This window comes from Pedobacter sp. KLB.chiD, assembly GCF_047040275.1.
Taxonomy (GTDB): Bacteria; Bacteroidota; Bacteroidia; order Sphingobacteriales; family Sphingobacteriaceae; genus Pedobacter.
This window is the reverse complement of record NZ_CP178207.1, coordinates 2,656,870-2,670,996: the sequence shown is the minus strand read 5'-3', so window position 1 is coordinate 2,670,996 and position 14,127 is coordinate 2,656,870. Positions and strand designations below refer to the sequence as shown.

11 protein-coding genes are annotated in these 14,127 nt (G+C 39.3%); 1 reads left to right on the top strand and 10 read right to left on the bottom strand.

The features are described 5' to 3' along the window. Positions 1-8 precede the first annotated feature (8 nt). The 3 genes from ACK1I8_RS10910 to ACK1I8_RS10900 all read right to left on the bottom strand — a co-directional run bounded on the left by ACK1I8_RS10910 (position 9) and on the right by ACK1I8_RS10900 (position 3,307). Complete coding sequence (locus ACK1I8_RS10910) at positions 9-959, bottom strand: alpha/beta hydrolase (protein WP_412465419.1); 951 nt, start codon at positions 957-959, stop codon at positions 9-11. Positions 960-1,093: 134 nt separating this feature from the next. After that, positions 1,094-2,575 carry an ArnT family glycosyltransferase gene (locus ACK1I8_RS10905; protein WP_412465418.1) on the bottom strand — a complete coding sequence of 494 codons (1,482 nt, stop codon included), beginning with the start codon at positions 2,573-2,575 and terminating at the stop codon, positions 1,094-1,096. 48 nt (positions 2,576-2,623) lie between these two features. After that, positions 2,624-3,307 carry a phosphatase PAP2 family protein gene (locus ACK1I8_RS10900; RefSeq protein ID WP_412465417.1) on the bottom strand — a complete coding sequence of 228 codons (684 nt, stop codon included), beginning with the start codon at positions 3,305-3,307 and terminating at the stop codon, positions 2,624-2,626. A gap of 241 nt (positions 3,308-3,548) precedes the next feature. Here ACK1I8_RS10900 and ACK1I8_RS10895 point away from each other — a divergent pair, with 241 nt between their 5' ends. After that, a complete protein-coding gene (locus ACK1I8_RS10895; protein WP_412465416.1) occupies positions 3,549-3,779 on the top strand; it encodes a hypothetical protein in 231 nt (76 codons plus the stop codon). 182 nt (positions 3,780-3,961) lie between these two features. On the opposite strand, the gene ACK1I8_RS10890 is transcribed toward ACK1I8_RS10895, so the two are convergent. The 7 genes from ACK1I8_RS10890 to ACK1I8_RS10860 form a co-directional block, all read right to left on the bottom strand. Beyond that, positions 3,962-5,026, bottom strand: a complete 1,065-nt coding sequence (locus ACK1I8_RS10890; RefSeq protein WP_412465415.1) for a sensor histidine kinase — start codon at positions 5,024-5,026, stop codon at positions 3,962-3,964. A gap of 246 nt (positions 5,027-5,272) precedes the next feature. Further along, on the bottom strand, positions 5,273-6,019 hold the full coding sequence (locus tag ACK1I8_RS10885; RefSeq protein WP_412465414.1) for a LytR/AlgR family response regulator transcription factor: 747 nt from the start codon (positions 6,017-6,019) through the stop codon (positions 5,273-5,275). A gap of 228 nt (positions 6,020-6,247) precedes the next feature. Beyond that, positions 6,248-9,391, bottom strand: a complete 3,144-nt coding sequence (locus ACK1I8_RS10880) for an efflux RND transporter permease subunit (protein WP_412465413.1) — start codon at positions 9,389-9,391, stop codon at positions 6,248-6,250. Between the two features lie 27 nt (positions 9,392-9,418). After that, positions 9,419-10,507, bottom strand: coding sequence for an efflux RND transporter periplasmic adaptor subunit (locus tag ACK1I8_RS10875; RefSeq protein WP_412465412.1), 1,089 nt, complete (start codon positions 10,505-10,507; stop codon positions 9,419-9,421). A 5-nt stretch (positions 10,508-10,512) separates the two neighbouring features. Continuing rightward, on the bottom strand, positions 10,513-11,784 hold the full coding sequence (locus tag ACK1I8_RS10870; RefSeq protein WP_412465411.1) for a TolC family protein: 1,272 nt from the start codon (positions 11,782-11,784) through the stop codon (positions 10,513-10,515). A 195-nt stretch (positions 11,785-11,979) separates the two neighbouring features. Further along, a complete protein-coding gene (locus tag ACK1I8_RS10865) occupies positions 11,980-13,332 on the bottom strand; it encodes an ATP-binding protein (RefSeq protein ID WP_412465410.1) in 1,353 nt (450 codons plus the stop codon). Continuing rightward, positions 13,333-14,010 carry a response regulator transcription factor gene (locus ACK1I8_RS10860; protein WP_412465409.1) on the bottom strand — a complete coding sequence of 226 codons (678 nt, stop codon included), beginning with the start codon at positions 14,008-14,010 and terminating at the stop codon, positions 13,333-13,335. It lies immediately after the preceding gene. Positions 14,011-14,127 lie beyond the last annotated feature (117 nt).

Sequence of the window (14,127 nt, the reverse complement as noted above, 5' to 3'; positions counted from 1 at the left end):
GACTGAGGCTACCTCTTTATTAAAGAAGGGGGAATGTTAAACGTGGGTTTTTTGTCCGCATCTTTAAAATCTACTTCCATAAAGTAGCGTTTATGTTTAATAATGTAATTATCTATAAACCAGAGGATATCAGGTAAGTTTTCAACCATTGGCGAACCAGCTATTTCATGGCCCATGTTTTGCACATACTGGAAATAATATGGATATCCGTTCTTTTTAAAGGTTTTAGCAAGATATCTGGAGCCAAAAAAGCCCCTGTTGAGCAATCTCACTTTGTTATAGGGTACAAGTTTATCGGCCGTGCCGTGGAAAAGCATTGTGGGTGCTGGTGGTATGGCATATTTCGGGGCGCCATGATAACTTAATATTGCCCCGGCAAAAGAAATTACACCTTTGTATTGAAAATTTCCTGGTAATTTGGTAGATAACGCGGTGGAATTCCGCTTGTTATAGTCGGCATGCAGTGCCGTAATGGCGCCCGCACTTGATCCTGACAAGATGATCATGGCTGTATCGATACCCAGGTCTTTCGCATTTCTGATCAGATAAGCTGTTGCATCAAAAACATCTGCTGTAGCGGTATCGATTGCTGCTTTTAAGTTAGCGGTATTAAACGGACTTGGAAATTTTTTTCCCTTTAGGCCCAACCGATAATCAACTGAAACTACTTTATATTGATGTGCAATTAGCGTGTTAAAATACTGATCAAATAATTTGCTATCTCTGCGTCCCATTACAAAACCACCACCAAATATGAAAAGCACCGTTGGCCTGGTTTCTTTTATTTTTCCACTATAATAAATATCCAATTTCAGTGATCCCGAATCCGTTTTTGAAAATACTTTAGTGTCTACATGAAAGTTCTTATCCTGGAGTACAATTTGTCCTGTTGAAGATAAAGAACTGAAAAAAAGTACCAGGAAAAGCGTGCTGAGCGGATATATTTTATTATTGCACATCGTTTATTATGAAAAAGAGGTTCGCTATCAGCCATCGGAGCAGCTTTTCTAAGCTAATTTAATGCTTTTTTAGCTTATGCGCAATTAATGTACACTATCTATATCAAGAATTTACTGTTATCATTGCTATTGTGCTATTTTTTATAACCATTTAACTTAAATAACAAAATATTTTTGCATACAGCGCCATTCCTGAAAATGGGGAGGATGATTGGTGGTGTACAACTCTTAAATTGAGACTTTATCAAATTGATGCTGTTTTCATCGTAAAGATTGGAAGGTAAAATGTAATACGCATTGTCGCCCGCTGTTAATTTTGGTTTGCTTTGGTTAGACCAGTAATATTGATGAAGATCGAATATTTCTCCAATGCCATAAGTATGCAAACCAGTTTCGCTGCTGACATAAAAATCTAAATGGGCCGCAGGAAACCACTTTGTAACTACAATGGTATAGACTGGTTTATGCTGTGCTAATAACTGATCCACGTGATGAATGGAATCAATCATTTTTCCGGTTTCCTTCCAGCCGTATAAATCCAAAGTGGGATCGCCCATACCCAATTTTATAGCATCTTTATGTGTTGAAAATGTACCCTTATAAAAATTAATCGCAAATATACCCGCACATACCACCAACAAGAAAAACAGTATCCCTGCACCAATAACGGCTTTTACTTTTGGCAGGTTAAAAGATTTCAGTTTCAATGCAGAAAGAAATATTAAACAGCTGTATGCCGGGCCAGACCAGTGTGGTAAAGTATCTCTGAAAATGGAAAGAAAAATAAGCGTAACAATAAGTGGAAGTACACAACACAATAATAATTGTATTTCGTTCTTAAGATGTTGATTTTTGGTTTTGATGAAACTAAAAACTGCCATCCAGGCCAGAAAAAAAACAATGGGATTGTTGTAAAATAGTTGTCCGCCAATTTCTCTGGCAAAAGCTAATGGGTTTAAACGAGCATGGAAAACACTAACCCGGTTACTGTGGTAGGTATAGGTAATAAAATGATGCTGGATGTTCCAGATGATTAAGGGAGATATGGTAACCAAGCTTATCAGCATAGAAACATACAAGCCCTTTTGTAGCAATAATTTTCTATTATTAAACAGCGCAAACATGATGATGCCTACCCATAAGCAGATGCCATGAATCTTACACATCATACAAAGGCCTGCAGCCAACCCAAACCAGCACCAGATGTTTAACGGGGGTAAACCCTGCTGAATGGATCTGGTCATTTTAAGCAATAAATAGATACCCCACAGCCAGAAAACCATTTGGGGGCTATCTGGCAAAATAAATGTACCGGCAATGACGCTGCAATAAAAGGAGGAAGAATAAAGCAAAACGGAAAACCAGCCCACACGCTCGTTTAGGAGAAGTTTACCCGTTTGATATACGATGATAGTACCTATTGAAGAAGATATTATGGCTCCAAGCCGGACTGCCAATTCGTTGTGGAGATATAAATCTGCTGTTGTTGTCCTGATCAACCATGCTACAAACGGAGGATGGTCGAAATAATTCCATTGGAGATTTAATGCATATGTCCAGTAATATACCTCATCATTTCCAAGTGCTAAGGTGGAAGCGATGATCATTTTGATCATTATCATGACCATTATAAAGAGCCATAATTTAATAGGTATTTGTTTCACTTAAATAGCGGTAGGCCGACTGGCAATTTTAAGCTGTTTATATCGTTTGTTCAGCTTAGCTGATCTGAAAAGTTTAAGATCGTAAACTTGGTGATAACTCACGATTGCACAAATGATACCGGTTATTGCACCAAAAAATACATCAATAAGAAAATGTTGTGCCAGGTATATCCGTGAATAGCCAATTAAAAAAGCAAAAGATAAACAACAAAAAGAAATTTTCTTTTTCTTAAAAACCAGGACCAATACTGTTGCCAAGGCGAAAGCTGATGCAGTATGTCCTGAAGGAAAAGAATTCTGATTGTGCGTGCTTACCCCTTCAACAAAATGGGTATAGGGGAATAAAGTTTGCTCAAAGAAATATTTGGGTCGTGGCAGGTGAAATATTCTTTTGGCGATTTGGATAAGCAAGCCCGAATAAATGTAAGCAAGAGCAACTGCCATTGCTTTTTTCTTTTTTTGCAACGAAATCAGAATGGTAGCAGCCAGGATACTGATCAGGCCATCTCCGAGGTTTGTGATATATTTAAAGAAAATATCCAGCCATACAGGATGAAACTGGTTTAAAATGAGGAATCCATCAGTTTTGGTAAAGCTAAAATTAAAAATGAGTGCCAACAGCAGTATTGATATCGCAGTAAAAAAGTAATAGCGTAATTTGTTCAGTCTTTTTATGGTACGCATGAGTTTTTATTTATGCAAAACTATTAGCTATACATGATCTGAGCGTTAAGCAAATATCATGTTTATGTCAGCGAAGGTTGTTAATAATTATATGTTTGATTAAAAAAAAACGCGGTTTCACGGTGTTATAATCAATTGAATTTGAAAAATGCTGCATCAACATTTTTTAATAAATTAACACTGAACTGCTCATAACTTAAAACAGATTGTGTTGCTTTGCGGCCATACAACTAAATTAATTATGCAAAGCAATCAGGTAAAAATCAGTCCAGACCTACAGCAGTTTATTGATAAATTTGAACCCAGCAAATTTAAATTAATGCCAGGTGGTATCGAGATCAGGGGAATAAACGATATACATCGGAATATTGCACAAGCCAAAGAAATTATAGCAAGATTAAAACTCCGTTTAACTGTTTCGCATAACGCCGAGATGCTTAGTTACAGAGGATTTGAGGTAAAGAACCTCTAAGTTTAGTTCGTTTGAAAATGAATTTTTAGGAGAAAATTTTGTGAACCTTGTTTAAGGTTCGGATGATTGTGATTTACAGTGCTGCAAGAAAGCTGCGCTGTAAATTTTAACGGCTAAGAACCAAGTTAGCTGGATACTTGTTTCAAATTCAAGCCTCATTTAGCTTTAAGTAGAATATAGTTTTAGTTGGTTTCAAGTAAGTTAATGATGATGAGCACTTCAAAATATTGGCCTTTCGGATTTGAGGAGAGTGCTGCCTTGTCTGCGTAAGTATGAAGTAATCTTTGCCGGATGTTCTCCAGGCCGGTATGGAAACCTGTATCATTGAGCCCTGTATTAATCAGGTTACTCGTTTGAATACTAAACTGTCCATCCTGTAACTTTACGATAATTTTTCCGGGATCTTCGGGCTGGCTGAGATTTCCATGTTTAACCATGTTTTCGGTTAGGGTAAGTAAAAGTAATGGAATTACCTTGGTCGATTCGATTTTCTGATCATAAACAAAGTCTATAAATAAGTCAGGCTGTTTAGTTCTGCAAAGCTGAAGAAGATTTTCTACCTGGCGGATTTCTGCTTCAAGTGGCATAATTTCCGGGCCATGTTCACATTCCAATGCGTAACGCATCAGTTTAGAAAGATATCGCACCGCTTCTGCGGCACGAGGCTCACTTTTGTGGGTACTGTTATAGATATAAGTTAAGGTATTGAATAAGAAATGCGGGTTGATTTGTGCTTTAAGGTAGGCATTTTTAGCATTGGCCAGTTCAAGTGTTATTTGCTTTTGCTTCAATATTTCTTCTATTGCCTTTTTTTCGAGTTCAGTTGTCCGGTTTTTCTGATGAATATAACTTTTAATAAAATAATAAGCTGTTGAAAATAACATGAAGTAGATTCCCCGCCAGAGTGTTGAAGACATAAACTTCCAGTCTGTGAGCTTGTTAATAGGAACTATGGCCGATTTTGAAAGTGAACGGTCTGTAAAGTATGCAATTAAAGTATAAGTCAATATTTCAACTATTGTTAATACGATTATACTTAAATAAGCAGGTTTTTGTGCTTTCAAACGTTTTCCCAATACCCATTCGGCATGGATGTAGAAAAGTGTTATATTAATAATGTAGTGAATACAATAGCTCAATATAGTGGCATTTATTTTAAGAATTAAGGAGACCAGTATATATTCATAAAGAATAAAGGTAGCCCATGCAATAATATGCCAGCGATAATTTCTAAGCCAGTTTTCCATTTTTTCTTTGGTTAAAATTTGGTTTCACAACAGTCAACAATTGCTTTGCGTAATGTAGTCTTTTGATGGTTTTGAGGCGGCTAATTTTCGCTTATGAAAAAAATAATAGACCTAAAAACGACCCGGAAAACTGTGTTTGTTTTCCGTTCACAAAGAGCAGCTAATATGCGCTTTCAAAAGAGTGATCCGACTACAAGTACAATGACTGTGATCACAACAATGACCACTCATTCAGATTTGCAAATGTTAGTTCCTTAAACGTTTGGAGATCAGGGTTTGGTTTTCAATATAATTCATAAATGCCTCTTTGTATTGTGGGGTCATGAGTACTTCGTACTTTCCAAGGTCGATTTTGTGCCCGTTGATTTCCCTTACATAGTTGGTGTTAATCATGTATGATTTGTGAACCCGGTAGAAGTGCCCATTATCCTGGAGTTTTTCCTCCATTTCCTTAATGGTCATGTATACAGAATAATTATTTGTCGGTGTGTAAATGTGTACATGATTATTTGATCCCTGAAGGTAAATGATATCTTTTTTGAGTACTTTGGTCAGTCTGCCACGTTCGCCATTGGTGCGTAAGAAAAATGCACCTTCGTTTTCACTTACCAGATGCTGTGCATCGTAACACTCGGCAAGTACTTCATTAACCACTAAGGCGAAATCTCCGACGTTAAAAGGCTTTAACAGGTAATGTTTTGCCCTAACCTTAAAAGCATCCAGTGCAAATTCCGGATAGGAGGTTGTAAAAATAATGTTGTGTGATTTGTGCTTAAGGTTATCAGCAAGTCGCAGGCCCGACATTGCCGGCATATCGATATCCAAAAAGATCAGCTGTTTATGGCTTTCTGTATTGATTTCGGTTAGTGCTTCTATTGGTTTAGTAAAAACACGGTTAACTTTTAACCTGGGCATTTCTGCAATATGATCTTGCAAAATGTTAATTGCGGTAGGATCATCATCAATAATGATGCATGAGATAGAATTTTTCATTAAGATCGGTTTAAATTAGATAAAGGCAATTTAACAATTTATCCTTAAATGAAATAGTAAAATATCAACAGTATCATAAGCAAAATCTGAGCATGGTTTGATGCTATTTTACCAGAAGCAAAAACATCAATCCAAAGCGCCTTCGTTAAGGACGTAAGGTTAGCAGGACCTTTTAGCGATTTATCATTGTGTAGTATGATAAATCGCTGGTAAATGACATCGTCCGGTTTACATTTTTCCGTCATTGAGCCGCACCGGGGTCATTTTATTTACTTGTTTGCGATACGACCAATAAAATACGATCGGATAAACAAAAAGGTTGAATAAAGTATTGGTAATCAATCCACCGATTACTACGATGGCTAATGGTTTTGAAGCTTCTGAGCCGATTCCGGTAGAAAGTGCTGCAGGCATCAAACCGATAGCGGCCATTAAAGCCGTCATCAATACCGGTCTGAACCTGCTGGCAATTCCATCGCGCATGGCATCTGTAAAAGTCCAGTTGGGGTGGTATTTCAGTTCTGTGATGTTGGTTTTAAAACGGGTAATCAGAATTACACCGTTTTGCACACAGATGCCAAATAATGCGATAAAACCAATTCCTGCAGAAATGTTAAAGTTTACGCCAGCAGCCAGGAGGGCTAAAATGCCACCAATCATGGCAAAAGGGACATTATTTAATACTAATAAAGCATCTTTAATGTTGCCGAACAGTACAAAGAGGATAAAAAATATCAGTAATAAACTTACCGGAACGGCCTGCGATAACCGGGCAATGGCTCTTTGCTGGTTTTCGAAATCGCCAGCCCACTCTAGCTGATACCCTTGCGGTAATTTGATTTTTGCATTTATTTTCTGCTGTGCTTCGGCAATTACACTGCCCATATCCCTGCCGCGGATCGAGAATTTTATAGCCCCATAACGTTTATGTTTATCACGGTAAATCATACTAGGCCCCGTAATCTTACTGATGCCTGATATTTCGCCCAATTGAACATTTGAACCGGAAAGGGTAGGTACACGTAATTTACCGATCGAACTTTCATCGTTTCTAAAATCTTCGGGATAACGGATAATGAGGTCGAATTTGCGTTCGCCTTCATAAATCTGCGTAGCGGATTTACCGCCAATGGCCATTTCAATTACGGCATTGGCATCTGCCGTACTTACCCCATACAAAGCCATTTTTTTCTGATCGAGGTTGATCTGCAGTTCGGGCTGGCCAAGATTTCGTAAAATACCCAGATCTTCGATACCATCAACCGTTTTTAAAATATTTTCTATTTTCTCCTCTTCCTGTTCAATGTATTCAAAGTTTTCCCCAAATAACTTTACCACAATGGAACCCTTTACACCTGAAACCGCTTCTTCAACGTTATCTGAAATGGGTTGCGAAAAATTGAGGCTGATACCAGGAAAACTCTTTAATTTCTCCTGCATGCGTTCAATTAGTTGTTCTTTGCTTTGTTTACGTTTCCATTCTTTCCGCGGATAAATATCCACATGAAACTCCATGTTATAAAAACCGGTAGCATCCGTTCCGTCATTCGGTCGGCCGGTTTGCGACATCACCTGTTTTACTTCCTCAAAACTTAAAAAGATTTTCCTCATCTCATTTGAAAGTTTTTTGGTTTCATCCAATGAAATACTTAATGGTCCGGTAGCACGCACGTAAATGGAACCTTCATCTAAACCCGGCAGGAATTCCGTACCTAAAAATTTAAAGCTAAAAGCACCTAACAAAAGTATAAATATGGAAATACCAAAAACGAGTTTCTTTTTTTTGAAGCAGATGTCATAAAATTTAAGTGTAGCTTTGGTAATCCACTCCAAAAAGATATTGTGCTTTTCTTTTACATTTTTTTTCAACAGTACACTGGCCATGGCAGGTACCAGGGTAAAGGTTAAAATCAACGCACCCAATAAGGCAAAACTTAAGGTCCAGGCCAATGGCGAGAACATTTTGCCTTCAACCTTTTCGAATGTGAAAATGGGAAGCAAACCTGTTATAATGATCAGTTTGGCGAATAAAATGCCTTTTCCGTTTTCGAGACAAGCTTTTTTGATAAAACCGGGTTTGCTCATTTTATTGAACTTTTCCATACCCAGTTTTTTGCCTTTGGCATCTAATACCACGAAAATCCCTTCAACCATTACCACCGCACCATCTATAATAATCCCAAAATCTATAGCCCCCATAGATAGCAGGTTGGCTGGCATACCTTTTAGTTTGAGACAGATAAAAGCAAAAAGTAACGCCAGCGGGATAATCATCGAAACGATTAAGGTAGTGCGCCAATCGGCCATGAAAAGGAATACAATTAAGGTGACAAATAAAATCCCTTCGAGCATATTGCCCATAACCGTATGTACAGCGTAATTAACCAGGTCTTCGCGGTCGTAAAAAGGTTTGATCTTTACATCATCAGGCAAAATGGTGCTGTTGATGGCATTGATCTTTTCTTTTAATCTTGCAATGACCTCACTCGGATTTCCACCTTTTCTCATGACAATAATGCCTTCTACCACATCTGGATCCCTATCCCGGCCAACCTGACCCAATTTAGGTAAAGCAGATTCTGCTACATCGGCAATGGTTTTTACATAAATTGGGGTGCCGTTGATGTTATCAACTACCACATTTCTGATTTCGTCGATATTGTTGAGCACGCCGATACCACGTACCACATAAGCCTGACCGCTCTGCACAATCACATCGCCGCCCACATTGATATTACTCCTGGATACCGCTTCGAAAAGTTCGGTTGCACTCACACCATATTGAATTGCCTTCTGCGGATCGACTGTGATCTGGTAAGTTTTAACCTCACCACCAAAACTAACTACATCGGCAATGCCCGAGACGGATAAGAGTTCGCGTTGGATCACCCAATCCTGCAAGGTTTTTAATTCCCGGACCGATTTAGTATCACTTGTTAGGGTATAACGGAAAATTTCTCCGGTTGGCCCATATGGCGGCTGCACTTCAGGGTTGATCCCTTCGGGCAGATCGGCTTCATCCAGATGGTTATTTACCTGAACACGTGCCTCGGCATAATCTACATCATCTTCAAAACTAACCTTTACGATGGATAAGCCAAACAGGGAGGAAGACCGGATGCTGGTCCGCTTTTCGGTAGGGTTCATGGCAATTTCCAAAGGTCTGCTCACAAATTTTTCTACCTCCTCGGCACTACGGCCCGGCCATTGGGTTATAATGGTAATGTTGGTATTGGTTACATCAGGAAAGGCATCAATCGTAGTATGTTTGAAGCTTAGATAGCCAGCAAGTATTAAGATAAAAGTGGCAAAAAAGATGAAATATTTATTCTTCAGTGCAAAGCCGATAATGCTTTTTATGAATTTATTCATTTTTAAAATCTAGGTAATGGAAAGATGTTATTGTGTTTTTAAGCTTTCGAACAAGAAAACCTGTTTAGAGGCAATAATGCGGTCGCCGGCCTGCACACCTTTGCTGATATAGGTTTTATCAGCAGTTTTACGTCCTATTTCGATTTCCTGGATCTTCACTTTATGATCCGGCCCCAGAACGAGTACATAATTTTTGTTTTCATCGAAAATTACGGCCCTCGAGTTTAAAACCGGAAGATCGACGGCCGAATTTGCAGAAACCTTTACTGTTCCAAGCATGCCTGGTTTGAGCAAAAAGCCTGGATTTGGGATCACGACCCTGGCATTCATGACTTTGCTGTCCTGATCAACCTGGTTATATAATTTCTCTATTTTTCCTTTAAAAACCTGGTTTGGATAGGATAGGGTTGATAAACTCACCTCATCACCCGCTTTAACCCTTGAAATATCCGATTCGTAAATATTGAGCATGGCCCATACATTGGAGAGATCGGCAATGGTGAAAAGGCTTTTGTCGTTATCGCCACGCAACTGCATGTTCTGCGTAACATTTTTTTCGATCACAAAACCGCTAATCGGCGACTTAATTGCATACAATCCTGTACTGCTACCACCATTGAGTTTTAATACGGAACTGGCCCTTTTTGCCTCTGCTTTTTTGATCTGGTAGTCATTTTTTGCCTCTTCCAGTTCTTTGGCTGATGATAAGCCACTCTGAAAAAGTTGTTCGGCCTGTTTTACGGCTCTTTCTGCATTTTTAAGTTCGGCATTAGCGGCTATCACTTCTTTATCAAAACCTGCCATTTCAGAACTGCTGAGCGTAGCCAGTGTCTGTCCGCTCGAAACCTGATCGCCCAATCTTACCGCAACACGGTTTACCGTTCCGCTTACCATTGGGAAAAGTTCCGATCTTCGTTCTTCATTTGCAGTAATTTTAGCCGAAAACATCAGTTCGGTTTTGCCGTTTGCCTGTTGCACAGTATCGATGAGTAATCGGCTGATCAAAGAATCGGTAATGGCAAATTTATCGGTTGTTGCGGCCGTTTTGTGTTCGCTACAAGCAAAGAATAAACTGATTGCCGCAATGAGTATCGACTTTTGATAGAGATTTTGCATAAGATTTATTTAAAGATGTTAGAACCGGTTACGTAATTGAGTTCAGCGCGTGTACTCATTCTTTCGGATTGGAGTTTATTAAGCTGAAGCGTATTTTCTTTATAGGCATCGTAGAGGTCCAAAAATTCGATCAGGCTAACATTCCTTGCCTTAAAATTTTTGATCAGACCGGAAACAAGTATATTGAAGTCGGTACTTAAAGCAGGATCAATCCCGGCACACAATTTTTCATTACGTAGCGCGGTCTTATAGCTGTTAAATACCTCATGCTCCAGTATAGCTTCCTGTTTTTTAATATTGACAGCTGCTGCGGTTATGCCAATCTGTGCCTTTTTAATTTCTCCCTGGTTCCTGGAGAAAAGCGGAATCGGAATTTTAATCCCCAAGCCAGTGTATTTTTCAGGATAATTGCCTTTTAGATCGTAACTCATGCCCATTTCTATATCAGGAATGGCCTGTGCTTTTTGCAGCTTTAAATTATGTTCGTGATAAAGCAGGTTGGTTTTGGCCAGTTTTAGGTCGGCGCGGTTAAGCCTGGCCGAATCAAGTAATGCCTGGTAGGGAATTTTATCTACAGCAGGGGAGTTAAGTACTGATTGATCTAAAACCAAAGTAATTGAAGTGGAAGCGCTGATTCCACAGAACAACTTCAAATCTTTATAATAATCTTCCAGATCATTCAATAGTTCAGCCTGTTCTGCTTTGAGGTTGATCGATAATGATTTAATCCTGATGACATCCTTTGCAGCAACGTTGCCCATTTTTAACTGAAGATGGTAAGCGCTCGCCAGCTGATCGGTAGAGCTGATCTGCTCCTGATACACTTTAACGGATTGTGCGGCGAAGTAAGTTTTGTAAAAAGTATTTTCGAGTTCAAATTTCAGTGTTCTGATCAGGTCAAAATATTCGTATTCGGCCATTTTAACGCCGGTTTGGGCCAGTTTAATATTCTTGTTGCGCTTGCCCGCGAGTTTAAACAGTTGGGAAATAGATCCGGCATACTGGCCATGGGCATAAGAGGTTTGCAGGAATTTCCTGGTGTCCTTATTGTAAAAAAGGTTTTCGTATTCTAACGTTGGATTTTCGAAAAGTTTGGCTGTAATGATTTCTGCTTTGGCCAGATCAATTTCATAATTACTGGCCAACAAATCGAAATTATTCTTTAAAAAGAGGCTTTTGGCCTGGCTTAAATTTAAGCTTAATGTATCGCTTTGTGCGAAAGCTGCACGGATTGTTAATGCCCAAAAAAGAATGAGCCATGAAAATATCCTTATCATATCAGCAAAGCTATCTTTGCCACATTAAAAGGGGATTAAATCGGACTTAAAAGGGGATTAAAGTTGGAACGCTAATCGTTTTGCTGATCCGAAAGCTATCAGATTTATTTCAGCACCTATGTTGCGGTTAAGACCCTGAAATGAATTCGGTGTGACGACCGAGTGGTGAAATTGGAAAGAAATAATCAATAGCCACTAAAGTTTAGCCAGCTTCACGGTAAAGGTGCAACCGCCATGTTCCAGATTTTTAATGGTGATCTCGCCTTTAAGCAGATCGATAATTTTTTTGGCCATATAAAGTCCCATGCCTTCGCCATGTTGGCCCTGTTTTTTTGCACGGGTATAAAAAGGTTTAAAAATAGCTGTCTGATCATCTGGTAGAATACCAGATCCATAATCGGTAATATGGATAAACAATTGATCGTTAATCACTTCTATCAGAACATTTACTTCTTGGTTATTGGAAAATTTAAAAGCATTAGAAATGATATTATCCAGGGCAATCTGTAGCAGAGTCGCATTTGCCAATAGCTCGGGTTTTGAATCAATGGGGTTTTGATAAGAAATGTTAAGCTTAAGGCTTTTTTGCGCTTTCCATTCGTTTTGGATCTTGGTAAGCAGATCATTAAGTTGGATCGGAGCAAGTTGCGAATTGATCAGATCAAGATCCATTTTTGCCAGCGCCACTAAACCGGTAATGATGTGTTCCATTTTTTCGGCATCCTCCAGCATCGAAGCGATCACTTTTTGATAGGCAATCTGATCTCTTTCTTTTGATAGTGCCAATTCGGCGTTCATCATGATCCGGGTAACAGGCGTCCGAAGTTCGTGTGAGGCATTGGCCACAAAGGTTTTCTGCAGGATAAAAGCCTGTTCCAGCTCTTCCATTAAATGGTTAAAACTTTGGGCAATAAGGTTAATTTCGTCTTTATTCTTATTTTCTTCTACCCTGAATTCCATGTTGTGAGCGCTGGCCTGCTTTACCTCAAGCATAAATTTCTGCAGCGGTTTCAGCATTTTCTGCGCAACCCACCTGCTTAACAGCAATACCAGGAGTGAAATCAGGATAAAGATAAAAGCCATGATCTTCAGCAGTTTGCCGAGCCTCTTGTGTGAACCCTGGTCGTTAGCCGAAGCAAGGATGACGAAGTCGCCCTGATTATCTTGATAATAAATACCCACTACCTGTCGCTGACCATCCGTATATTTTAAACGGCCTTTCCGGCGTACCTGATCAATGGTGGCAGGGGTCCAATACTGTGCAGTATCGCCGATGAAAGTGGCCCTGTCCTTTTGGTCATAAACACGGATTACTTCGCTGTTTAATTTTTGAAGGTATTTATGGCGCACCGTGTTCAATGCATCTCGACTGATTTCATCAGCTTCGAGGTACAGTTTAGCGGTAACCATTGTGCGATCGGTTAGGCGTTCGAAGAAATCGGCCTCCAAAAATTTCATAAAGGTAAAATACACTGTACAAAGCACCGCAAAAAGCATTGAAGTGCTGATCAGTGTAAAATACAGTGCTATGCGATCCTTTATTTTCATTTACTTCAGGATATATCCCATATTGATTTTGGTATGGATGAGTTTGCGTTCAAAACCCTTTTCGATTTTTTTGCGCAGAAAATTGATGTACACATCGATTACATTGGTTCCGGTTTCGAAGCTGATGTCCCAGGCCTGCTCGGCTATAAATTGTCTCGAGAGCAAGCGGTTTGGGTTGCGCATAAAAAGTTCCAGCAGGATAAATTCTTTAGCACTTAATTCGATCGGTTTACCTGCGCGGCTTACATCTTTGCTATAGGTATCAAGTATAAGGTCTTCAAAATATAATTTATGGCCTGTTTTAGTTTCAATAGGTGGCTGCCTTCGCAATAGTGCGATAAGCCTGGCCAAAAGTTCCTTCAGGTGAAAGGGTTTTACAAGGTAATCATCGGCACCGGCCTCTAAACCGGTAACCTTATCATCAACGGTACCCATTGCGGTAAGCATGAGTATCGGGGTTTGCAATGCATTTTCTCTGAGGCGCTTACAAAGCTGTATACCGTTTAAGCCTGGCATCATGATATCGATAATCAGGAGATTAAAACTTTCACATAAGAAAAGATTTAGTGCATCAATGCCATTGGCTACAGTAAGTACCTGATAATCGTTTTCTTCAAGTGCCGACTTCAAAAGTTCAGCAATTTTGGGGTCGTCTTCAGCTATTCCAATCTTAAGCATCCGACAAAAGTAAATATCTCATCTTAAAATGGAATTAAAATTGGTTTTTCCCGTTTTCTCAGGTTGATTTTTGGCGTGATTCATTTCCCATACCGAATGCCAAACTTGCGCAGGAAT